26 protein-coding genes are annotated in these 24,319 nt (G+C 27.6%); 24 read left to right on the top strand and 2 right to left on the bottom strand.

Translation table 11 applies throughout. The features are described from left to right. Positions 1-14 precede the first annotated feature (14 nt). Complete coding sequence (locus K0040_RS06910) at positions 15-650, bottom strand: sensor histidine kinase (RefSeq protein WP_228108194.1); 636 nt, start codon at positions 648-650, stop codon at positions 15-17. Positions 651-1,297: 647 nt separating this feature from the next. Between K0040_RS06910 and K0040_RS06905 the strand changes: the two genes are divergently transcribed. The 14 genes from K0040_RS06905 to K0040_RS06840 all read left to right on the top strand — a co-directional run bounded on the left by K0040_RS06905 (position 1,298) and on the right by K0040_RS06840 (position 14,703). Next, entirely contained in the window at positions 1,298-2,230 is a 933-nt protein-coding gene (locus K0040_RS06905; RefSeq protein ID WP_228108193.1) for an ABC transporter ATP-binding protein, read from the top strand. A gap of 13 nt (positions 2,231-2,243) precedes the next feature. Then, positions 2,244-3,386, top strand: coding sequence for an ABC transporter permease (locus K0040_RS06900; RefSeq protein WP_228108192.1), 1,143 nt, complete (start codon positions 2,244-2,246; stop codon positions 3,384-3,386). Then, positions 3,373-4,542: an ABC transporter permease gene (locus K0040_RS06895; RefSeq protein WP_228108191.1), complete on the top strand. Its 1,170-nt coding sequence runs from the start codon at positions 3,373-3,375 to the stop codon at positions 4,540-4,542. The genes K0040_RS06900 and K0040_RS06895 overlap by 14 nt, the downstream gene beginning before the upstream one ends. A 224-nt stretch (positions 4,543-4,766) precedes the next feature. Continuing rightward, complete coding sequence (locus K0040_RS06890; protein WP_228108190.1) at positions 4,767-5,345, top strand: anthranilate synthase component II; 579 nt, start codon at positions 4,767-4,769, stop codon at positions 5,343-5,345. A 7-nt stretch (positions 5,346-5,352) separates the two neighbouring features. Next, complete coding sequence (pabB, locus tag K0040_RS06885) at positions 5,353-6,702, top strand: aminodeoxychorismate synthase component I (protein ID WP_228108189.1); 1,350 nt, start codon at positions 5,353-5,355, stop codon at positions 6,700-6,702. Then, on the top strand, positions 6,692-7,429 hold the full coding sequence (locus K0040_RS06880; RefSeq protein ID WP_228108188.1) for an aminotransferase class IV: 738 nt from the start codon (positions 6,692-6,694) through the stop codon (positions 7,427-7,429). The genes pabB and K0040_RS06880 overlap by 11 nt, the downstream gene beginning before the upstream one ends. Positions 7,430-7,467: 38 nt before the next feature. Continuing rightward, a complete protein-coding gene (aroF, locus tag K0040_RS06875) occupies positions 7,468-8,247 on the top strand; it encodes a 3-deoxy-7-phosphoheptulonate synthase (RefSeq protein WP_228108187.1) in 780 nt (259 codons plus the stop codon). Between the two features lie 145 nt (positions 8,248-8,392). Continuing rightward, positions 8,393-8,593 (top strand): cold-shock protein, encoded by a 201-nt coding sequence (locus K0040_RS06870; protein WP_228104577.1) that lies wholly within the window; start codon positions 8,393-8,395, stop codon positions 8,591-8,593. 137 nt (positions 8,594-8,730) lie between these two features. Continuing rightward, positions 8,731-9,234 (top strand): CarD family transcriptional regulator, encoded by a 504-nt coding sequence (locus tag K0040_RS06865; protein ID WP_228108186.1) that lies wholly within the window; start codon positions 8,731-8,733, stop codon positions 9,232-9,234. Positions 9,235-9,523: 289 nt separating this feature from the next. Next, a complete protein-coding gene (locus K0040_RS06860) occupies positions 9,524-10,252 on the top strand; it encodes a YwaF family protein (RefSeq protein ID WP_228108185.1) in 729 nt (242 codons plus the stop codon). Between the two features lie 249 nt (positions 10,253-10,501). Then, positions 10,502-12,571: a methyl-accepting chemotaxis protein gene (locus K0040_RS06855; RefSeq protein WP_228108184.1), complete on the top strand. Its 2,070-nt coding sequence runs from the start codon at positions 10,502-10,504 to the stop codon at positions 12,569-12,571. A gap of 256 nt (positions 12,572-12,827) precedes the next feature. After that, positions 12,828-13,262 (top strand): MarR family winged helix-turn-helix transcriptional regulator, encoded by a 435-nt coding sequence (locus tag K0040_RS06850; RefSeq protein WP_228108183.1) that lies wholly within the window; start codon positions 12,828-12,830, stop codon positions 13,260-13,262. Next, complete coding sequence (locus K0040_RS06845; RefSeq protein ID WP_228108182.1) at positions 13,240-14,079, top strand: pirin family protein; 840 nt, start codon at positions 13,240-13,242, stop codon at positions 14,077-14,079. Before K0040_RS06850 ends, K0040_RS06845 begins: the two co-directional genes overlap by 23 nt. Positions 14,080-14,130: 51 nt before the next feature. Beyond that, positions 14,131-14,703 (top strand): nitroreductase family protein, encoded by a 573-nt coding sequence (locus tag K0040_RS06840; RefSeq protein WP_228108181.1) that lies wholly within the window; start codon positions 14,131-14,133, stop codon positions 14,701-14,703. Positions 14,704-14,941: 238 nt separating this feature from the next. Here K0040_RS06840 and K0040_RS06835 read toward each other — a convergent pair whose 3' ends face one another. After that, the gene (locus tag K0040_RS06835; protein ID WP_228108180.1) at positions 14,942-16,372 is read right to left on the bottom strand and encodes a hypothetical protein; all 1,431 of its coding nucleotides are present in this window, start codon (positions 16,370-16,372) and stop codon (positions 14,942-14,944) included. Positions 16,373-16,552: 180 nt separating this feature from the next. Here K0040_RS06835 and K0040_RS06830 point away from each other — a divergent pair, with 180 nt between their 5' ends. The 10 genes from K0040_RS06830 (at position 16,553) to K0040_RS06785 (ending at position 24,301) form a co-directional block, all read left to right on the top strand. After that, the gene (locus tag K0040_RS06830) at positions 16,553-16,984 is read left to right on the top strand and encodes a MarR family winged helix-turn-helix transcriptional regulator (protein WP_228108179.1); all 432 of its coding nucleotides are present in this window, start codon (positions 16,553-16,555) and stop codon (positions 16,982-16,984) included. 90 nt (positions 16,985-17,074) lie between these two features. Further along, positions 17,075-17,428, top strand: a complete 354-nt coding sequence (locus K0040_RS06825) for a carboxymuconolactone decarboxylase family protein (RefSeq protein WP_228108178.1) — start codon at positions 17,075-17,077, stop codon at positions 17,426-17,428. A gap of 197 nt (positions 17,429-17,625) precedes the next feature. Then, on the top strand, positions 17,626-17,775 hold the full coding sequence (locus K0040_RS06820; protein ID WP_228108177.1) for a hypothetical protein: 150 nt from the start codon (positions 17,626-17,628) through the stop codon (positions 17,773-17,775). A gap of 21 nt (positions 17,776-17,796) precedes the next feature. Beyond that, positions 17,797-18,492 carry a SatD family protein gene (locus K0040_RS06815; protein ID WP_228108176.1) on the top strand — a complete coding sequence of 232 codons (696 nt, stop codon included), beginning with the start codon at positions 17,797-17,799 and terminating at the stop codon, positions 18,490-18,492. Positions 18,493-18,495: 3 nt separating this feature from the next. Continuing rightward, on the top strand, positions 18,496-19,488 hold the full coding sequence (locus tag K0040_RS06810; RefSeq protein WP_228108175.1) for a DUF3307 domain-containing protein: 993 nt from the start codon (positions 18,496-18,498) through the stop codon (positions 19,486-19,488). A gap of 522 nt (positions 19,489-20,010) precedes the next feature. Further along, positions 20,011-20,679, top strand: coding sequence for a hypothetical protein (locus K0040_RS06805; protein ID WP_228108174.1), 669 nt, complete (start codon positions 20,011-20,013; stop codon positions 20,677-20,679). Positions 20,680-20,820: 141 nt separating this feature from the next. Continuing rightward, the gene (locus K0040_RS06800) at positions 20,821-22,560 is read left to right on the top strand and encodes an ABC-F family ATP-binding cassette domain-containing protein (RefSeq protein ID WP_228108173.1); all 1,740 of its coding nucleotides are present in this window, start codon (positions 20,821-20,823) and stop codon (positions 22,558-22,560) included. Positions 22,561-22,771: 211 nt separating this feature from the next. Beyond that, positions 22,772-22,888, top strand: coding sequence for a TetR/AcrR family transcriptional regulator (locus tag K0040_RS06795; RefSeq protein WP_228108172.1), 117 nt, complete (start codon positions 22,772-22,774; stop codon positions 22,886-22,888). Positions 22,889-23,083: 195 nt separating this feature from the next. Continuing rightward, entirely contained in the window at positions 23,084-23,398 is a 315-nt protein-coding gene (locus tag K0040_RS06790) for a hypothetical protein (protein ID WP_228108171.1), read from the top strand. Between the two features lie 3 nt (positions 23,399-23,401). After that, positions 23,402-24,301 carry an alpha/beta fold hydrolase gene (locus tag K0040_RS06785; RefSeq protein ID WP_228108170.1) on the top strand — a complete coding sequence of 300 codons (900 nt, stop codon included), beginning with the start codon at positions 23,402-23,404 and terminating at the stop codon, positions 24,299-24,301. Positions 24,302-24,319 lie beyond the last annotated feature (18 nt).

The raw sequence follows: 24,319 nt of genomic DNA, 5'->3' as shown, positions 1-24,319 counted from the left end.
ATTTTACATCCTTTCTAATCTAATTTTTTAGGAACAGAAATAAAAATCCTAAAACCACTATCAGTACTTATATTCAAACTTCCATTAACGGAAGCAATTCTATCTTTTATATTTTTTATGCCGATTCCATTTTCACTATTATAATTAATGTTACTTCCGTTATCATGAATAACAAGCTGATATAGAGATGGATGCTCACGAAGGAAAATAGAAACTTCCGTAGCATTGGAGTGTTTTATAATATTAGATAAAGCCTCTTTTGTTATGGAAATAAAACTATATTTTATTTTCTTTATGGGATTTGATTCTAAATCATAATCAAGTTTTATGGAGCAAAACTCAAAACTATCAACTAATTGTTGGATCTCAACTTGAAGATCAACAGCATCTTCATGTAAATCATGAACACTACTTCTAATACTATCCATAGCTTCCGACAAAGTATCTTTTACAAGTCTAAGATTCAAATCAATATTTTCATCTTTATTTATAGCTAAAAGTGCTCCAATTTGAAGAATACATCTAGAAAGTAAATGGCCAACATTATCGTGAATATCTCTAGCAATTCTATTACGTTCTCTAAGAGTAGCCAAATTAACTTCATAATCTTGCTTTTCTAAAAGCTCTCTGTTTTTGTTTTCGAATTTCATAGAAAGCTCATTGGCACTATCACTTATATAATAATAATTTTTCTTAATATTTTCATAAGATTTAGTACGGTAATTTAGGGTATAGCTAATAAAAGTATAAGCAAGTATTAAAAATATGGATGAAGGACTTATTTCAAAACTATATATTATAATAGGAAAAATTAGGACTAGCCATAACCACTTTATCTTATATGAAAATAAGTCATAGCACATAAGTGGAATAAAAAATAAATAGTCTAAATTAAAAAAACATAAAATTAAGAAAAAAATAGACAGTGTAATTAAGACTTTGTCACTTTCTCTATAACTAATGATTGAACTTAAAAATACACATATAAGTATGGGTACAACTAAATAAGTATTAGCCACATTATGTAAATAAATTGATAAACAAATAAATAAGATTATAACCTTATCAATTAATTTATTACTCAGTATAATCACCTCAATTCACAATCTCTTAAAATGATTTTATCATTAGATTCATATTGCAACAATAAAATTATTACATTTGTCATATGTGTTTTGGAGCCTAGTCACTTATTCATTACATGAAAATTTAATACAATAATAGTATGAAAAGTTAAAATGAAAATTTAAATAAGGCAAATCTGTTGCTTAAATAAAAGGTTTATGGAGGAATAAATATGATTATAAAAGTTAAAGACCTTGTTAAAAGATATGATGATTTATTGGCGCTAGATCATTTAAATTTAGAAGTGAAAGAAGGAGAAGTCTTTGGACTTTTAGGACCAAATGGTTCAGGAAAAAGTACAACAATAAATTGTATATTATCTTTATTAGAATACGACAAAGGTGATATAGAGATTTATGGAAAAACAATGAGTCCAGAAGCTTATGATATAAAAAGAAACATAGGAGTAATAATGCAAAATGTGGCTGTATTTGAAGAGCTAACAGTATATGAAAATATAGATTACTTCTGTGGTTTATACATTTCAGATAAGAATCTTAGAAAAAAATATGTTAATGATGCAATAGAATTTGTTGGACTTGATGAATATAAAAAATTTTATCCTAAAAAATTAAGTGGAGGACTACTAAGAAGGTTAAATATAGCTTGTGGAGTAGCCCATAGACCAAAGCTAATAATTTTAGATGAGCCAACAGTAGCAGTAGATCCTCAAAGCAGAAACAATATTTTGGAAGGAATACAAAAGTTAAATAAAGAAGGAGCTACTATTGTATACACATCTCATTATATGGAAGAAGTAGAACAAATCTGTACAAATATTTCAATTATGGATAAGGGAAAAGTAATAGCAACAGGAACTAGTGAAGAATTAAAAAAAATGATAAATTGCGGAGAAACAATTACAGTTGAAACTTTCAAAATAGAAGAAGAAGTTATAAAAGGCCTAAAGGAATTACCAAATGTAACCTATGTAAAATACAAGGATAATTATCTAGTAGTTAAATCAAGTAAAGGAAAAAATAACTTATCCATTGTAATAGATTATCTAAGAAAAAATAATGTGCAAATAGGTAAAATTTATTCAGAACCACCCACATTAAATGATGTTTTCTTAGAAATTACAGGAAAAGCACTAAGGGATTAAGGGGGGAGAAAAATTGTTTATTCATAATTATAAATATAGGCTTAAATGTATTATAAGAGATAAGAATATGATGTTTTGGACATTATTATTTCCCATATTATTAGCAACACTATTTAATCTATCTCTTTCTAATCTTTCAAGTGCTGAAGATTTTTCAGCAGTTAACATAGCTATTGTAAAGGATAAAGAAGGTGATAATAAAGAGTTTATAGATGTTGTAAACTCAGTTTCCGTGGGAGAAAGTGATGATCCTTTATTTAATACAAAATACACATCAGAAGCTAATGCAAAGGACTTATTAGATAATAATAAAATAGATGGATATTTATATTTAGATAAAAATATAGAAATAGTAGTAAAAGATAGTGGAATAAACCAAACTATAATAAAGAGTTTTGTAGATGAATACAAACAAACAGAATCTACAATAAAAAGAATTTTAAAAGAAAATCCAATGGCAATAGAAAGTATTGGTGCAGATAACTTATTCAAAAAAACGGATTATATTAAAGAAGTGGCAATAAACAAAACTTCCATGAACGAAAGTATAAATTATTTTTACACACTTATTGCAATGGCTTGTTTATATGGAGGATTTTTAGGGCTTAAAGAAATATCTCAAATTCAAGCTAATCAATCTCCACAGGGAGCTAGAGTTAGTGTAGCTCCAACCCATAAACTAAAAGTATTTATGTCATCTATGGCAGCTGCGACAACAGTTCAATTATTTGATATTGGAGTTCTTATGGCCTATCTTTCTTTTGTACTAAAAGTAAGTTTTTCAAATCAGATAGGATATATATTACTAGCATGTGTTATAGGAACTATTACAGGAGTATCCTTTGGAACATGTTTAGGAGTAGCGCTAAAAAAATCAGAGGGAGTGAAGGTAGGTATATTAGTAGGGGCAACTATGACTATGTCATTTTTATCAGGCATGATGTACGACAAAATGAAATATATTGTAAACTCAAAAATGCCTATACTAAGTTATATAAATCCTGTAAATCTAATAGCAGACTCATTTTATTCACTATACTATTACGATAGTGCAACTAAGTATTTTATAAATATAGGATTACTTTGTGTTTTATCTATAATATGTGGTGGAATCACATACTTAGTTTTAAGGGGGCAAAAATATGCAAGTTTATAAAGCTTTTTTCAAAGTTATTCGTAAAAACTTAGGTCAACTTTCAATATACATGGTAGTGTTTGTAGTATTTGCCATAGCACTTGGAAATTCAAAGCAAAATCCAAATGATATAAATTTTGAAGATACAAAAGTAAATATAGCATTTATAAATAAAGATGAAGATTCAAAAGTTGTAAATGGCTTAAAAGAATACCTTAAGACGAATACAAATATTGTGGATATAGGAAAGACAAAAGAAGATTTACAAGATGCGCTTTATTTTAGAGAAGCAGAGTATATAGTAACTATACCAAAAGGATTTACACAAAAGATATTAAATAATAGTGAAAAAGTAACTATTGAAAAAAATACAAGGCCAAATTCAGTTAGTGAAGTTTATATAGACAATTTAGTAAATAGATATTTAAATACTGCAAAAACATATACTTTAGCTATAGATAATATATCTCAGTCAGAACTTGTAAAGTATATAAGTGAGGATTTGGACTATAGCACAAAAGTAAATGTAAGTACTTATGAAAATGGATATGTAAGCAACTCAGGATGCAAAAATTATTATAACTATTTGGCTTATTCCATATTTGCAATATTAATACTTGGAGTAACAGCAGTTATGTTAACATTTGAAAACAAAGATTTAAAAATGAGAAATTTATCTTCTGCATTAACAATGAGAAGTTTGAATTTTCAGCTAGTCTTAGGTAATATTAGTTATGCAGTTGTGGCATGGTTAATTATGATATTAGCAAGTTTCATAATGTACAAAGGTTACATGTTTAGTATGAATGGAGTTTTATTTTTAGTAAACTCATTTATATTTACTTTAGCAGCCCTAAGTGTAGGTCTATTTATTTCTACCTTGATTAAAACTAGAAGTGCAATGTCGGCAGCAGCCAATGTGGTATCTTTAGGATGTTGTTTTATAAGTGGAGTATTTGTACCACAGGAATTCCTGGGAAAAACAGTAATTTCTATAGCAAAATTTAACCCTACTTACTGGTATGTAAAAGCAAATGAAGAAATTTCAGTATTGGTGAATTTTACTGACACAAATGTAACTCCTATAATTTACAGCATGCTTATTGTACTTGGATTTGCAATAGCCATACTGGCAGTTGCTCTTGTGATTATGAAACAAAAAAGATTTAGTAGTTAAAATTATGTATTTATTTAGATTAAAAGGAGCCTAAAGGGCTCCTTTTTAAGTTGAAAATTATATGTATATAGAAAATTGTTTATGTGAAATGTTTGCAAAGAAAATAAGATAAAAAAATCATTTGTAACAAATTTAAACATATAAACACATTAAAGGCAAAACTATACTATAATTATATTGATGATTGTTAAAAAATGCACATTTCATTAGGGGGAGGTATTTACATGATTCTTATGATTGATAACTACGATTCATTCGTATATAACCTAGTTCAATATATAGGAGAATTAGGAGAAGAAATCGTAGTAAAAAGAAACAAAGAAATAACGTTAGAAGAAATTGAAACTTTAAATCCAGAAATAATAGTTTTATCTCCAGGGCCATGTTCGCCTGTGGAGGCCGGAATATGTATAGATGTTGTAAATCATTTTAAAGGAAGAAAGCCAATCCTTGGTATATGCTTAGGTCATCAAACTATAGGACATGTTTTTGGAGCAAAGGTAGTAAAAGCATTGGAGCCTGTACATGGAAAAGTTCATGCTATAAAACATAACAATAAAGGTGTATTTAAAGATTTAAACAACCCACTAAATGTAACAAGATATCATTCTTTAGTAGTAGACAAAGAAAATTTGCCGCATGATTTGGAAATAACTGCTTTGACAAAAGAAGGTGAGATAATGGGTCTGAGACACAAAAACTATCTTATAGAAGGGGTACAATTTCATCCAGAAGCTATTTTATCACAGCAAGGTCATGAAATACTTAGAAACTTTATAAAAGAAGCTAGAGAAAGGATATGAGCGTAAAATGATAAAAGAAATTAATACAAAACTAAGTGCTTTTGAGATATTTACCATATTTAAAGATGAAAAAGATAGTTTTATTTTAGATAGTGCTATGGATAAAAATAAATTAGGCAGATATTCTTTTATTAGTAGTAATCCATTTAAAACTTTAAAATATAAAAACAGCAATGAAAACCCACTTGATTTTTTACAAGAGGAGTTAAATAAATATAAAGTAGAAAATAAGACGCAGCTTCCTTTTATAGGAGGAGCTGTAGGTTATTTGTCTTATGATTTGGGAAATTACATAGAAAAACTACCAAGAAGTGCAAAAGACGATTTAAATGGTTATGATTTGTACTTTGGTTTATATGATAGTGTAATAGTAGTGGATCACTTAAAAGAAAAAACATATATAGCTACACCAGATTTAGATGTGAAAAAAGAAGAAAATTTAGTTTTAAATATTGAAAATAAAATTGATGAAGCTGAAATAAATGGAGTAAACCCAATTTGCTATGAAGAAAAAGAAGTGTCTCCAACAAAGCTTAAATCTAATTTTACAAAAAAAGAATTTGAAAATTCAGTTGAAAAAGTTAGACAATATATAAAAAATGGAGATATTTATCAAGCTAATTTAACACAAAGATTTAGTGGGAAAACTACTTTATCCAGCTATGAATTATATAGAGACTTGAGAAAAGTAAGTCCTGCACCTTTTGGAGCATACTTAAATTTTGATGATTTTAATATTTTATCAAATTCTCCAGAGAGATTCATAAAATGTATGGACAAAAAATTAGAAACAAGACCAATAAAAGGAACTAGACCTAGAGGTAAAAACAAAGAAGAAGATTTGAAACTTCAAGAAGAATTGAGAAATAGCGAAAAAGACAAGGCCGAGCTACTTATGATAGTAGATTTAGAGAGAAACGACATAGGAAGAATATCAAAAATAGGAAGTGTTAAAGTACCAGAGCTATTTGTTATAGAGCCCTATGCAAATGTAAATCATTTAGTTGCAACAGTAGTAGGAGAGTTAGATGAGGACAAAGATGCAGTAGATGCAATAAAAGCCACTTTCCCAGGAGGATCAATAACTGGAGCACCAAAAATTAGAGCGATGGAAATTATAGATGAACTAGAGCCAACTCAAAGAAATGCATACACAGGTTCTATTGGTTATATTGGTTTTAATGGAGATATGGATTTAAATATAGCCATAAGAACTGTTATAAAAAAAGAAGATGATGTGTATTTTCAAGTAGGTGGTGGGATGACATGGGGTTCCGACCCAAGAGAAGAATATCAAGAAACTCTTGATAAAGCTCAGTCTATAATGAGGGCCTTAAGAGGTTACTATGAAGAATAGTGTAAGTTTTAATAGTGAGCTAAGTAAATTTGGTATTGGCTTATTTGAAACAATAAAGATAGAAGATGGTCCTATTGATTTACATTTACATATGAATAGAATGTTTAAATCTATTGAGTCACTAAATATGAATATTAAATATCATAAGGAGTTTTTAACACAGTCTATTTTAAATTATATAGATGATAATAAAATAAAAAACAAAGGATTAAGAATAACTGTATTTGATGAAGGTTATAATATTTCTACTAGACCTATAACTTATAATGAAGAAATTTACAAAAAAGGATTTAAGCTAACAATATCTCCTATAAAAAGAGGAGATAGTATAATATATAAGCATAAAACTACAAATTACTATGAAAATATTTATACTAAAAAATATGCTACTGAAAATAATTTTGACGATGGATTATTTGTAAATTATGAAAATATTATATTAGAATGTTCTATGAGTAATATATTTTTTATAAAAGATGATAAAATTTATACTCCACATGGCGAGTTACCCATTTTAAATGGTATAATGAAAAGAAAAATCTTAGATATTTGTAAAAACTTAAATATTGAAGTTATAGAAGGAGAAATAAAACTGGAAGACATTAAGAATTTTGACTTTGCATTTATATCAAACAGTTTAATGAAAGCTATGAAAATATCACAAATTGATAAAATAGCTTACCCTTCAAATAATGAAGTATTTAACCAGATAATATCTTATATATAAATATATTTACTAAAGAAAGATTAAGGAGCTTAATATTCATGAAAAAAACACTTTTCCATGAGGATGTAAATTTAGAAGTCGTCTCATGTGATAAAACAATAGTATTCAAAAAAGATAAAGTAATAATGGCAGGACCTTGTGCAATAGAAAGTTATGAACAACTTTTAAAGACTGCTAAATTTGTTAAATCACAAGGAGCAAATATACTTAGAGGTGGGGCTTTTAAGCCAAGAACATCACCATCCTCATTTAAAGGACTAAAAGAAGAAGGTTTAGAAATTTTAAAAGCAGTAAAAGAAGAAACCAAATTAGCTGTAATTACAGAACTTATGGACGTTAGAGACTTGGAAAAACTTTATGCAGTAAGTGACATAATTCAAATAGGTTCAAGAAATATGCAAAACTTTAGTTTACTTACGGAAGTAGGAAAACAAGACAAGCCTGTTATGCTAAAAAGAGGAATCTCAGCAACTATAAGTGAATGGATTGGAGCGGCTGAGTATATTGCTTACGAGGGCAATAAAAAAATCATAATGTGTGAAAGAGGTATAAGAACTTACAACGACTATACTAGAAACACACTTGATCTAGCTGCAGTTCCAATTATACAAAGGGAAACGGGTTTACCTGTAATAGTAGACCCAAGCCATGGAACGGGAGTTAGAGAACTAGTTAAACCAATGTCCCTTGCGGCAATGGCATGTGGAGCTGATGGTTTAATGATAGAAGTTCATCCAAATCCAAGTGAAGCATTGTCAGATGGAATGCAATCACTTCATTTTAATGAATTTGAGGATTTGATGAATAGCTTAAAATAACATCTGATAATTTAATGAAAAAATAGAAAATTAAGTATTTTATAATTATTGTATCTATTTATTTCAAACTGTGCTATAATATACTTATTGTAGTAATACAAAATGGTAAAAAAGTCTTTGAAGAGATTTTGATAGGAGAATTAATATGACTAACGGAATAGTAAAATGGTTTAATAGTGAAAAAGGTTTTGGATTTATAACAGTTGAAGGTGGAGAAGATGTATTCGCTCATTTCTCAGCTATACAAACTGATGGATACAAAACTTTAGAAGAAGGTCAAAAAGTAAGCTTTAATATAGTTAAAGGTGCTAGAGGTCCTCAAGCAGAAAACATAACTATATTATAATAATATACATTGTTTCGGGAAAAAAGATCCTTATATAGGGTCTTTTTTTTTAAACACTTTGTAGGTTAGTTAGAAAAGTAATTATTTCTAGAAGTACAGCTTCTATAAAATAAAAAATAAGATGGGAGAGAATTAATATGTATAAAATTGGAGAATTTATTGTTTATGGAAATGAAGGTGTTTGTAGGGTAGATGACATAAGTGAATTAAGCATTGGAGGTAGTAGTAAAGGAAAAACTTACTATACCCTAAAACCAATGCATGATAATGGAACAGTGTTTGCACCTATTGATACGACTGTATTTATGAGACCAATTGTATCATATGAAGAAGTTCATAAATTAATTGAACAGATTCCATCAATAAAAGAAATTGACCATGATGACAAAAGTGTAAGAGAATTACAAGAGTATTATAAGAAATTAATAAAAAATCATGATTGTATGGATTTATTGACTATAATGATAACGCTTAGAGACAAGAAAAAAGTTGCAAGTAATAATGGTAAAAAACTTAGTCAAATGGATGATAAGTTTATGAGAACTGCCCAAAATTTAATTGAAAATGAGTTTTCAATTGTATTAGGTATAGAAAAAGATGATGTGGAGTTATACATTGATGATAGTTTAAATAAGATGTAATTAGGAGTAAGTCATTAATATTTATAAATAATTTAATTTATATTATACCAAAGAGTTCTTGATATTTTATCAAGAACTTTTTACATTGTCAATATTTGGAATAATTTAAATAACATAAAAGTATAACTTTATCAAATTTGTTTAAATTTATGATATAATATTCAATGCATTTAACTTAAATTTTAAATTTCTCAAAGTATTTCTATAATGGAATATGTATTGTAATGAAATTAATTAGTAGAGATCTAAATATAAATAAGCTAGAAAAAATTTAGAAAGGGGGGCAAATATGATGCAAAATATGAAATACTTTTTTAGAGGAGTTCCTGATAATACAAAGTTTGTTCAATTTGGATTATCTCATTTATGGATATTAATAGTTTCAACTTTAGTAAGCTATATTATTATTAAACATAAAGAAGAAAATCGTAGACTTGAAATTTTTATAGGAATAGTTTTAATTATTCAGCAAGGGGCTTTATATATGTGGTATACAGCTAATAATTACTATGTTTTAACACAAGGACTACCATTATATCATTGTAGAATAGCCATATTATTCCTAAGTATAGGATTACTTTTTAACAAAGTATCATTAATGAAATTTGGAGCTTATTGGGGTATAGTAGGTGCTATAATTGCTTTAGTAATTCCAGCAGACATGGATCCTTTTATGTTTCCACATATAACCATTGTATCTTTTTTTATAGGTCATATGTTCCTGTTATGGGGAAGTATATATGTTTTATATGCAAAGAAGATTGGAATAACAAAAACAGACTTAAAAAAAATATTAGCATTTACTAATACATACTGTGTAGTTATATATATATTTAACTATATGGCAAATTCAAATTATGGATTTATGAACTCATCACCTATACAAGTTGGAAATAAACTTAATCATTTTATGTATGGGATCATAGTTATATTAATTTCTAATATAGTTATGAATATAATTTATCATGTATTAAATGCTACAACAAAAGAAAAAGAAGAATTAGTACTAGTAGATTAATAGGAGCCCAAGGGCTCCTTTTTTACTTTATAGGTATACACAAAATTGTGTATACCTTATTTTAGTATGGCTCTACTCAAATAAAATTTAGAAATTTAATTATTAAAATTTAGACTTAACTATAAAGTAAGTTTTATTCATTCCGATAATGAATAAAGGGTCTTTATAGTTTCCAGATATTATCTAAAGAAAGGGGTGGGTTGAATTTATCATACTATAAAATAAAAAATCAACTAAGGGAGAAAAAGCATGATAAATAAAAAATTTAAATTAGAAAATATAAGAGGATTTTTCAAAAAAAATAAGGTTGAAAAGGATATTAAGCTTGGCATAAAGCAAAAACTATTATTTTCATCGATAATTACACTTATGTTAATGGCTGTTGTAATTGGTTTAGTATCTTTATTAACTTCATATAAAAGTACGGAATTAACTGTAGAAAAAATACTCAAAGAAACAGTAGCAACAACATCAAAAAGAATTGACAATCAGTTAGAAGTATATAGAGAATTGGCAAATGAAGTTTCTGCTAATGATGCATTTATAAATGTTACAAAAGATAAGTCAAAGAAAAATAAACAAAAGATGCTTGATAAGGTAAATAGAATTTATGAAATGCACCCATATATTTATGATATGGTTGTAATTGGAAAAGATGGCGTGGATTTAATAAGTGGTTTGGATCTTTCTGATAGACAGTATTTTACACAAACAATGGAAAAGAAAGAAGCCTTAACAAATGACATTGTAATAAATAAAGAGGATGGTAAAGCTATTTTGACTACAACAGCACCTATAGTAGTAAATGGTGAAGTTCAAGGCGTTGTAGGTATTATTACTGATGCAATGATGTTATCTGAAGTTGCTTCAGCTGTAGAAATTGGAGACACAGGAAAAGTATCTATTGTAAACTCTAAAGGAACTGATATAGGAAACAGTAATAAAGAATTGGTAAAGGAAGAATACAATGTAATAGAGGCAGCAAATAAAGATCAATCATTACAGCCTTTAGCAGAAATATATAAAGACAGGATTAAAGGAAATACAGCCGTTACAGAATTTAAAGGAGCAAAAGGTAAAGAATTTATAGGATATGCTCCAATTGAAAATACAAATGGATGGAATATTGCAATAACAGCGCAAAAAGCTGAATTTATGCAAGCTATTTTAGATGGAGTAAAAATAGTAGTATTATTTATAATAATAGCTCTAGCTTTAGGAATATATATAACTCTAAGATCAGCAAATAGTATAGTAAATCCTATTATAGCTTGTGTGGATAGAATAAAACTTCTATCACAGGGGGATTTGTCATCACCAGTACCATCTGCAACTACTAAGGATGAAATCGAAATTTTAGCTGGGGCAACATCGGACCTTGTACATAATATGTCAGAGATAATATACGATATAGACCAGGTATTAACATCTATATCAAATGGAGATTTAACTGTTGAAACAAATGCAAATTACATAGGTGAATTTGTTAGTATAAAAAATTCTTCAGACAATATAATCAAATCATTAAATGATGTAATGGAAGATATAACACTTACATCTAACCAAGTTGCGTCTGGAGCAAATGAGGTTTCTATGGGTGCTCAGTCATTAGCACAAGGATCGTCTGAGCAAGCAGCTAGTGTGGAAGAGCTATCAGCAGCAATAGAAGATGTTTCAGACAAGATTAATAGTAGTTCTGAAAATGCTAATAAAGCAAATGATGTAGTAAAAGAAGCTGGGCAAAAAATGCAAGATAGTAACTACAAAATGAAAGAGATGATGTCAGCTATAGAATTAATAAATTTAAAATCTAATGAGATAAGTAAAATAATAAAAATAATCGATGATATAGCTTTCCAAACAAATATACTTGCATTAAATGCAGCAGTAGAAGCAGCAAGAGCGGGAGATGCAGGGAAAGGATTTGCTGTTGTTGCAGATGAAGTAAGAAACTTATCAGCTAAAAGTGCTGAAGCAGCAAAAAATACTGCTTTACTTATTGAAGAAACTGTAAATGCTATAGATGTAGGAAGTGGAATTGCTGAAGATACAGCAAAATCATTAGATGAGGTAGCAATAAATGCCAGCTTGGCAGCTACATTAGTTGATAATATATCTACTCATTTATCAGATCAATCTACATCTGTAAATCAAATAAGAGAGTCTGTAGAACAAGTTAGTGCAGTTATACAATCTAACTCTGCTACTTCAGAAGAAAGTGCAGCAGCAAGTGAGGAATTAACAGGACAATCTTATGCAATGAATGAGTTAATATCTAGATTTAAACTACGTTCAAAAGATGAAAATGTAAATAATTAGTATATAACTAAATGCCCTTGGGGTGAAGCTCTTGACAGTTTATGTCAAGAGCTTGCTATATTTCAAAAGAAGAATTAGTACTAGAAATTTATTGGAGCCTAAAGGGCTCCTTTTTAATTTAATAGAATAAATATTTTTAAATATAAAATAGACAATAAATAAAAAAGGCTTGACAAATATCTCTAACTAGAGTAAATTATATCTAATTAGAGATATTAAATATGATTAAATTATATTACAAGGTGAGGTTATAGAGATGACAGAACTTAAAATATTTATAGGAATGAGTAGAGCGTTAAACAAAATAAATAGAGCTACTAACAAGATTTATACAAAATATGGATTAACAAGTGCTCAATTTGCTGTATTAGAAGCTCTTTACCATAAAGGAGATTTATCTGTTGGAGAGGTTCAGGCTAAAATATTGAGTACTAGTGGAACTATTCCTGTTATAGTAAAGAATTTAGAAAAAGAAGGTTTCTTAGAAAAGCGCAATGATGATAGAGACAAGAGAAGATTTATACTCCATATTACGCAAAAAGGTAGAGAACTTATGGACATTATATATCCAGAAAACGAAGCAATTATCACTTCTATGATGAATATTTGGAACAAAGAAGAACAGGAAGAGATACTAAAATATATGAAAAAATTTGGAGGTGTAGAAGATGAAAAGAATGGTAAAAAATAAAGTTAGAGGTTTTAGAACTACAGATGGAGCAGGAGTAAATTTAGTTAGGGTTTTAGGAAATACTACAGCTGAGACCTATGATCCTATTTTAATGTTAGACTCTTTTGATAGCACAAATCCTGAAGAATACACAGCAGGTTTTCCAATGCATCCTCATAGAGGTATAGAAACTATAAGTCTTGTAGTTAAGGGAAATATGGTTCATAAGGATAGCCTAGGAAATGAAGATGGAATTACAGATGGAGAAGTTCAATGGATGACAGCAGGATCTGGAATATTACATGAAGAAAAATTACCTGCTTCAGATAGAATGCTTGGAGTTCAACTTTGGTTAAACATGCCAAGAAAATATAAAATGGCTCCACCAGAATATCATAGTATAAAGAAAGAAGAAATAAAAGAAATTCCTATAGATGGAGGAATTTTGAGACTTATAAGTGGACAATATAAAGAGCATAAAGGCTTTATGGGGAAATATTTACCAATGGATTATTATCATATAATACTGAATGCAAATAATAAGTTTAATATTGAAACTGAGAATGACAAATCAGTATTGGTATTTTTATTGTCTGGAGATGCTAAGGTAGCAGGAGAAACTATAAGTGAGAAGACAGCAGTTAAGTTAACCAATGGAGATTCATTAGATATAGAATCTCTTAAGGAAGATATTCAGATTTTATTTATAAGTTCAGATAAATTAGAAGAACCTGTATCTTGGGGTGGACCAATAGTAATGAACACTAGAGAGGAACTAGATTTGGCATTTAGGGAATTAAGTGAAGGAAGTTTTTTAAAAGAAAAAGTAGATTATTAATAAAAACAATAAAGAATTTCGTAATTTTATGAAAATGGAGGATAAATAATTATGAAAATTTTAGAATCATTAAAAGAAAGAAGATCATATTACCATATTAATAGAGACTTACCAGTAGATGAAGTAGAAGTATTTGACTTAGTAGAAAAAGCAACAGAGCTAGTTCCTGATGCTTTTAATATGAAAAGTTCAAGAGTTATTGTTGTAACAGGAGAAAAGCAAGATCAATTATGGGATAATATTTATGAAGTATTTGAAGGTAAGGTTTCAAGAGAGAAAATTGATAGTTTTAAAAACGGTTATGGAACAATTCTTTATTTTTATGATGAAGATATTGTGAAAAATCTTCAAAGTCAATTTTCAACATATGCAGATAGATTTCCAGGTTGGGCTTCTCAGTCATCTGGTATGCTTCAAATAAGCATATGGAGTGGTTTAAAAGAGTTAGGAATAGGTGCTTCACTTCAACACTATAACCCTGTTATAGATGAAATGGTTAAAGAAATGTTTAATCTACCAGAAAGCTACTCTCTAAATGCACAAATGCCTTTTGGAGGAATTAGCTCATATCCAGAGGAAAAGGAAAAAGAGGATATTTCAAAAAGAGTAAAAATAGTGAAATAATTCTTGCCTAAATACAGTAAGTAATGTAGTTGGTTGGAATGGCAAATTCAAAGATAGCAGCTTTTAGACTAGGAGCACCATAAATTTTTTGAAAATAAGATGTAAATGCTTTGTATTCTTTACTAGGAATATATTATAGAGATTTAATCAGTGATAAGAGAAAATTTGATGCTGCCTATACCTATATTTATCTAGGGAGAGGCAGCATATAAAAATATTTCAGATTGGTAAAAGTATTTTATAATATTTGGTTTAAGTATTTTGTGGATTTTATAGCGCCCTTTTGGTTAAGGTGATCAGAATCTGCAAAATCAGAATCATCAAAATCTAAATTTCTTAAATCAATTACTTTAACACCATCTTCATCTTTTAAGTGTTTTATAAGGTTATCTAAATCATTTTTGTATTCTATTTTTATATTATTAAAATAATATTTTGTTGTAGGCAAAATAACTATTATTAATTCTACATTTTCCCTTTTAGAGAAATTGATAAACTCTTTTAATATATTTGCATATTCTGATTTTGTATTATCATATTTAAACAATTTGTTGTGTTGATTTGCTCTATAATAACCTATATTTTCTTTTTCAGCTATGGTATGAACCATAAATGAATTATCTACATTTCTTGGATTTAAATCGCTATAATAAGTTTTATTACTAATATAAATTTGTTTTCTGAAATAATAATCTATTTTATCAAAATCAAAAAAGCTTTTTATTAATATATCTGCGTCAAAATCATTTAATGTTTGCTGAGTTGGTAGATTAGTTTTAGGGTAATTATGCACATCATTTAATAAAGGATAATAAATTTTTTCTATCATATTCTTAGAGTATGAACTTTCTCCTTTAGACAAATCATGATTTAGCACATAGTGACTAATTCCTAATATACATTGTTTTATATTTTTATTTTGTGATATAGATTTTTTTGCTAATTCATAAGAGTAATATAAATCTTGAGAATGCATTGATAAATTAATTGTGTTTTTACTTAATAATTGTTCTTCTATACCAACTAAAGGGTATGAATTACCAACAATAATAGCTTTTGCATCTCCTTGTATACTTTCTATTAATGAATTACTCAAGTAACTATAGTCATAATTATTTGTATATAAAATTTTAGTAAGGTTTTTCAGAGAATTACCTACTTTAGAATAATCTATAGTTTCGTCAAAATATCTATTATCAATATGAGTGATATCTTTATTAAAAACTAAAATATTATAATCATTTTCATTCTTGTCTTTCAATTGAAATAATTTAAGTTCATTTTCATCACATATTTTCTTAATATTGTACTTTATAAGATTGTTCTCTATGATTCCTAAATTATCTTCACCGTAGAAATAAAAATTAATCATTAATTGTTCTCTTAATTCTAACTCAAGATTTTCTAAAATGATTTTTAAGTTATAAGAGTATTTTTTTAATTCATCTGAATTTATTTCATTATTGTTAAATTTTTCAATAAATTCAACAATAGTATCAGCCAAAGAAATAAATGTATTTAATTTTTCATAATGTGTATTTGAAGAAATAAAATTTGCCAATTCATTTATTACAGACAAGTTATTCTCATTAAGAGTCTGTATTTCTTCTTTTTTTGTATTTAAAAACTGTAAATTATGTAAATATTCATCCATTGATAAAGCTTTCATAAAACACCTCCGTATAAAATATAATACCATATATTGGAGTTTGAATTTATTATTTTATTGAAAAATAAGGAACCTTTGTATTTATTAATTTATTTGCCTAAATCATATTATTAGTGATACACTAAAATTGAACTTATAATAAATTTAATATGAAAAACAAATATAAAAGAGGAGATAAATATGTTTAATCTAGAAGATTGTATAGCTTTTATGACTAACAAATACAATGAAGAGATTACTGATTTATTTAGCCAAAGACTTCAAGAACATAGTATTACAAGAGTTCAATGGACGGCTTTATTTTATATAGGTAAAAATGAAGGAATAACTCAAAGAGATTTAGCTAAAAAACTAGATTCCAACGAATCATCAATTGTTAGGTTAGTAGATCGTATGGAAAAAGAAAACATAGTAAGAAGAGAAAAAGATCCAGCAGACAGAAGAGTTACAAAGTTATTTCTTACAGAAGAAGGAATGGAAAAAAGAGAAGAAATACTACCTATAGGAGATAAGTTCTCAAAAGATTGTATTAAAGGAATCAGTGAAGAAGATTTGGAAACTTTCAAAGAAGTTCTAAATAAAATGGTGAAAAATATAAATAAATCACAGTAAATACTTTACAACAGTAGCACAAGGTGCTACAATTTTCTTAAATACTTGTCATAGCAATTATTGCTATGGCATTAAATTAAGGAGGGTATTATGAAAAGAGATGTTAGGGAGATATTAAATTCATTTACACAGGGGTTAGGTGAACTTGCAGAAACTAATAAGTCAAATGTTAACGCATTTATGAGACTTTTAAATACTGGTTACAAAGAAGGTGCTTTAAGCACAAAAACTAAAGAACTTATGAGTGTGGCTATTGGAGTGTACAACCGTTGCGAATACTGCATAGTTTATCATGTTTATAAATCATTAGAGCTTGGAGCTACAAGAGAAGAAATAATAGAGGCAGCTATGGTTGCTGTAGGATTTGGTGGAGGACCATCTATGGCTTATAGTGTAACTTTATTAAAAGATGCTATAGATGAGTTTGAAAATGATTTCAAATAATATAAAAAGTTAATCAAATAGTTTGTTAAGCTAATAATTTCAGTTATTGAAATTATTAGCTTTTTATTTTTATTAAGATTACTAGTGTGATAATATTAATGGTTTCTTATATCTTGCTACTTCTATATTGGCTTAAGATAATGAGTTGTTTGATAATAAAGTGTTTTCGTCTATTAGGAAGATGAGGTATAAAGATAATGTATAAAAAATTAATGTTAGGTATATTAATTGACATAATTGTTGATAATTATAATTATTTGTCAACTAATATGCTTAACATTATTAAAATGTTAAGTGTATTGATTGACATAAATGTGGACAAGTATATTGTAAATGATTATAATTAATAATTAAAGGAGGAAATAAATATGGACTACTTATGTGCAGTAATTACGGCAGATGTTATAAACTCTAAAAATAGTAACAAAGATATATTAAAGTTTTTAGAATCAAAAAATATTTATTATAATGAAGACAAAGTACTAAATATATTTTTGACTGAACAAGCACAAAAAATAACAATGAGTTTGCAAAGTGAAAATTTGATTTCTACAGATGTATCCATATCTAGAGGAGATGAAATCCAAGTATTTTGTTCTGATATCATTAATATAATAGAAGTAATTAGACAACTAAGATATTACTTTAGACCATTGAAAATACGAATTGGAGTGGGTATTGGAGGAATAAATACAGAAAAAAGTGATAACTCGTGGAATATGGATGGGGAAGCTTTTTTCAAAGCAAGAGAAGCTTTAGATAAAGTTAAAATACAAGATAAAAAAAGAATGACATATATATGCTCACCTAATGAACAGTTTGACATTATAAGCAACAGTATTTATATGCTAATGGATAGTATTATAAATGAATGGTCAGATTCAAAATGGGAGTCTGTAAATGCTTATGAAGTATATGAAAATTATGAAAAAGCCGGTAATTCAATTGGTAAAAGTAGACAATCAATATCGAATAACTGTAAAACAGCTCACTTTGAAAAAATAAAACAAGCTGAAGAAGACTTAAAAAGAGTAATAGATTTATATTTTAAAAATAAGGAGTAAGGTTTGGAAGCATTATTAATTTCAATATTAGTTACACTTTTGTGTGATGTGTATTTACAAGGAAGTGTAACAGTAGAACTTAGAAAAGATGGAAGTTCTGCAAAAAATAGGTGCATTGGTAATTTAGTTCATTTTGCACAAATATTTATACCTTTTACTATAATTATAGGAGTTTTATATAGTAGACATATAAGTTTTATAAATGTTATAAGATACACATCTTTGATTTCTATCATACATATTTTAATTGATATAATAAAATGTTGGACTTTTAAAGTGGTTACAGATGAAAATAAATTTAAATTTTTAAAAGCATATAATTTAGTTTCTGACAAAAAAATATTTAATATTGGATTTGGCGAAGATATTCTTTTTCTAGTAGATCAAATACTTCATTTAATATTTACTATTCTAATATTTGCTAATTCAAAATTAATAAATTTAAGAGTAATAACTTATATAGATCAATCTTTATTTTATAAAATACTATTATTTATCATAGTGTTTATTTATACAGTTAGATGTGGTGAGTTATTTATTGATTTGTTTTTTGAAAAGGCATTTAAGAACATTAAACAACAAACTATCAAAGCTAATTCTAAAGAAGAGTCAATTAATAGATTGGTATGTAGCATTGATAGAGTTGCTACTTATTTTGCTTTAAATAGCGGCGGGAGAGTAGAAGAATATGATGAGTTTAATGAACAAATTGATGAACCTGCTATAACAGAAGAGACTGATGAATCAAAAAAGAATGATGAGAATATAAGTAGATACATAGGAATATTAGAACGTAGTATTGTTATAATATTAGTTATTTGCAATAATTACTCATCTATTGCATTACTTTTGACTGGAAAATCTTTGGCTAGGATGGGCGATTTTAAGGATAGAGATTTTGCTGTTAAATTTATAGTTGGTACTTTTCTAAGTATATTTATAGGTATAGTTGGTGGAGAAACGTATAAGTTTATATTGAGCAATTTTATTATGTAAAATTTATAGTTATGTGATTAGTAAAAAGGAAATTATATACTTACATATGAATCAAGTAATAAATATAAAAACCTGGAGTTAAATGCTCCAGGTTATTTTTGTATAAAGAGAGCTTGAATGTAATTCATAAAAATATAATATAATTAAACCAATTAAAAAGGATAAAGACAATTTGACAGAAAAGATAGTACTTGAACAGAGTATTGTGGAAATTAATATTTGTGGTTACCAATAAAAAAAATTAGTAACCACAGGCTAATGTATTAGCTTTGAAATCACACTGTCATATCATATAATGTATTAATTTGCTACACCAAAATGCACTTTAGTATGATTTGTATCTGTATAGATGTTCAAAATACTATAGTTCACATTAAACCTAAGATATTGAAAGGGTATAAAATTGTTTCCATTTATTTACATTAACTTTTAGTTTGATATAATTAAATTGATTATGTGGACTTAATTATAATTTAGTGGAATAAGTAATGCAGCAAAATCAGGGGAAACAGGGGTGAACAAATGATAAAAAATAAAAAAGTAAGTTTAATTGTTTTTATTTTAATAATATGCGCTATATTATCAGCGGTATTTATATTTAGAAATAGTGATAATAAGTCACAAAAACTAGAAGATTTAAATATTAATCAATTAACAGAAATTAGGGATAAAGAAATTGATAAAAATTTAGAAGGGTTTAAGGAATTCGATGTTAAAGATGAAACAATTAAACAACGTAAAGAGAGTATTTTAGATCCTGATTGTGACTTTGGCTTAGTTGGGTTTGTTAATGGTAATTATAAAGATTTAACTGAAAAAGAGAAGTTGATAAGAGAAATTGAGCTTGTTAGATATATTGATTCTACAGATGAAATAATGGATGCTGAAGGAGAATACTTTCTTGTTACAGATCAAGAATATCAAATAAGTGAGTATTTATTAAAAAATGGAAGAGATGGTGAATTGATGTCATATGAAAATATGAAATTTGCAATTCAAAATATAGATGACTTATGCAAGTATGTTAACTTTGATTGTTATGAAATAGTGGACATGTTTAATCCTTATAATTCAGAAACTCTTTCAGAGGATCAAAAGAAGTCATTGAATGAAGAATGGAAAAAGGTATATTCAAATAAAAATCTTGATCCAAAACTAAAAAAAGAAATAAAAAGGATTATAAAAGAGTAATTTAATTAAATATAAAATCATTGAAATTAGTTGTAAAAAGTGTTATGCTATCAAAAGAAAATTTAAAAAAATGTCGTTATAATATATATTAAAGAGCTTATTTTTATAAGCTCTTTTTAAATCATAAAGAGAGGTAATAATATGATAAAAATTGACAACTTGTCTTACTCATTTCCGCTAAAAGATCTATACAATAAGGTTTCATTTACATTAGAAGAGAATCAACACTGCGCTTTTATAGGAGCAAGTGGTAGCGGAAAAAGTACACTTATAGATATAATTATGGACCCAGAAAGATATATGTTTGATGGTAAGTTAGAAATGGATCCAAGCTGTAGAATCGGGTATGTAAGCCAGTTCTCACAAGTAGACAAAACAAAGGAAATTACAGTTTTTGAATATATAGCTGAACCTTTTATTAAGCTACAAGATGAAATATCATCTATTTGCGCTGAAATGGGAACTTCTGATGATATTGAAACTTTATTAGAAAAGTACCAAGAAGCATTAGACGCATTTGAGGCAATTGATGGGGATGATTTTGAAAGTAACATAAACAAGAAACTAAATCTTGCAAACTTAAGCAAGCATAAAGATAGAATGATATGTGAACTTAGTGGTGGGGAATTTAAACTTATTCAAGTAATTAAGGAAATGCTTAATAATCCAGATTTAATAATTATGGATGAGCCAGATGTATTTTTAGATTTTGAAAATCTTAATTCTCTTAAAGATTTAATTAATTCTCACAAAAAAACAATTTTAGTTATTACACACAATAGATATCTGCTTAATCATTGTTTTAATAAAATTGTTCATCTTGAAAATACGGAAATTCAAGAATTTGATGGAAGATATGTTGATTATAACTTATCTTTACTTCAAACTAAAATAGAGTTACAAGAAATGGCTCTTGCTGATGAAGAAGAAATTGCCAGAAATGAAGCTTTAATTGATATATTAAGAGAAAAAGCAACTTACAATGCTGATGCTTCTAGAGGAAGAGCCTTAAAAGCTAGGGTAAAAATCCAAGAAAGATTAGAAGAGCGTAGAATTAAAGCTCCATTTGTAGATATAAAACAACCGTATATAAACTTAGTTACAAATAATGAAATAGAAGAAACTATTGCTTTGAAAGTTGAAGATTACAGTGTTGCCTTTGATGATGTACTTTTAGAAAATGTTAATTTTGAGATAAAATCTACGGATAAAGTGGCTATCATTGGTACAAACGGTGTGGGAAAAACTACTTTATTAAAAGAAATATTTAAAAATAATAACAAAGCTATTGAAATAAATGAAAACATTGAAGTAGCTTATTTATCACAAAATCAAGGTGAAGCATTAAATGAATCTAATACAATCCTTCAAGAGTTCTACGATGTAGGATTTGAAACTTATGGTGAGATTAGAAGATATGTTGGAAAATACGGTTTTGATGCAGATACACTTACACAAAAGATAGAATCTTTGTCTGGTGGAGAAAAAAATATACTTCAACTGGCTAAGGTTTCTGCAAGTAGGGCAAATATGTTACTAATGGATGAGCCTACAAGTCACTTAGATATTTATTCACAAATGGCTTTAGAAAAAGCGATAGAAGATTATAAAGGCGCTATTTTAATGATTTCTCATGATTATCATTTTATAGTTAATTGTGTAGACTATGTTTTATTTATTGAAGATAAGACAGTTAGAAAAATGAGTATGAAAAAGTTTAGAAGAATGATTTATGCGAATCATTTTGATAAAGACTATTTAGCAATAGAAGAAAAGAAAAAATCAGTTGAAACAAAAGTAGCATTAGCTTTAGCTGATACTGATTTTGAACGTGCAAGAACTTTATCAGAGGATTTAGAAGAGCTGATTAAGTTACTTTAATAAAAAATCTCAAGGGGTGTATCATTTTTGATACACCCCTTAAATTATGCCTAAATTTAATAATTTAAATACATCAAAAGAAAAAATCTACATATCATCATTATACAAAAATATAAATTGACAAGTGAACAATTGTTAACTGCAATTTAGTTAACAATCGTTCACCGAATATAAAGCTTAATATATATATTTATTAGAAGGGATAAAATTTATGGATAACTTAAAAACAGAAGAAAAAATTTTATTAGTAGCCTTAGAATTATTCTCACAAAAAGTATACAGCGGAGTATCTGTCAGAGATATCTCAAAAGTAATTGGTATAAGCTAAAGTGCGCTTTACAAACACTACAAAAACAAAGAAGATATACTAAACAAAATAATCGAAGAAGTAGATAAACGTCTAGAAGAAACCTTTCTAAAAAATGCAGTACCAAATACAGAAAGCCAAGACTTAAGTGGTGATTACAAAAGATTAGCAGTAAAGAAACTAAGTGAAATATCATGGAATATATTTCAACTTTATGTGAAAGACAATGTAGTTTCAAGTTATAGAAAACTCCTATGTCGAGAACAATACAACAATGATTATGCCAAAGAAATGTATGATAAAACTTTTATCAGTGGTCCCATAGAAAATGAATCTCACATCTTTGATAAATTTGTAAAGGATGGATTTTTTAGAAAGGAAAATCCTCAAATAATTGCAATGCACTTCTATGCACCAATTTTTCTAATGTTCCAAATGTACGATATAGATAACTCCAGGGAAGATGAACTAAAACTTATGATAAAAGAGCATGTAAGAGTTTTTTCTGATAATTATCGATTGGAGGAATAATTAATGAAAATGAGTATGTTTTTAAAAATAATTCTTTTAGCTTTCCTTATAGTCTTAATTGTAGTTAGATATTTTATATGTATTAATAAGGCTAATACACGCCTTAATTATTATAAGGAAATGACCTCAAGTATAAATACTAGTTTTGGAAAGATGACTTATATAGATAAGGGAAGTGGAGAACCTGTCCTTATTTGTCATGGAATTTGTGGTGGATATGATCAAGCTTATGATGCTTTAAAAAATAGGGTGGATGATTATAGAATAATTGCTCCATCAAGATTTGGATATATAGGAAGTGATATGCCACAAAATGCAACAGTTAAGGATCAAGCAAAAGCATATAAACAACTTCTTGATAAGTTAAACATAGATAAGGTCTATGTACTTGCAACATCAGCAGGAGGAACACCTGCCATAAGATTTGCTCTAGATTATCCTGAGAGAACAAAGGGACTTATATTATATTGCTCATCTATGCTATATTCAGTTAAACCAGATACAAATGAAGAATATGTTGGCCCACCTAAGCAAGTTTGTAATAATCTCACAATGTGGCTTATAAGTCCTTTATTTGAACCCCTAATGGGAATGGATAGCAGTACTATTAATGAGATTCTTCCAATAAATGAAAAACGTAATGGAATAGTATTTGATTCCAAAGTAGTAAATACAGATATGGATAAAAACTTTAACCAGTATGATGTGGAGAATTTAAAAGTTCCTACAATTGTTTTTAATGCAAAAGATGATAAACTGGCAGTGTACAGTCGTACCAAATCATCTGTAGAAAGATTTCCAAACTGTACTTTTATTTCATATGAAAGTGGTGGCCACTTAATGACAGGCAATGAGAATAAGATAAATAATGAAGTTGATAAATTTATAGATAAAAATAAATAGTATTAATAATTACAGCTC

The organism is Terrisporobacter petrolearius (assembly GCF_020748185.1).
Classification (GTDB): domain Bacteria; phylum Bacillota; class Clostridia; order Peptostreptococcales; family Peptostreptococcaceae; genus Terrisporobacter; species Terrisporobacter petrolearius.
This window is presented reverse-complemented; position numbering and strand designations above follow the sequence as displayed.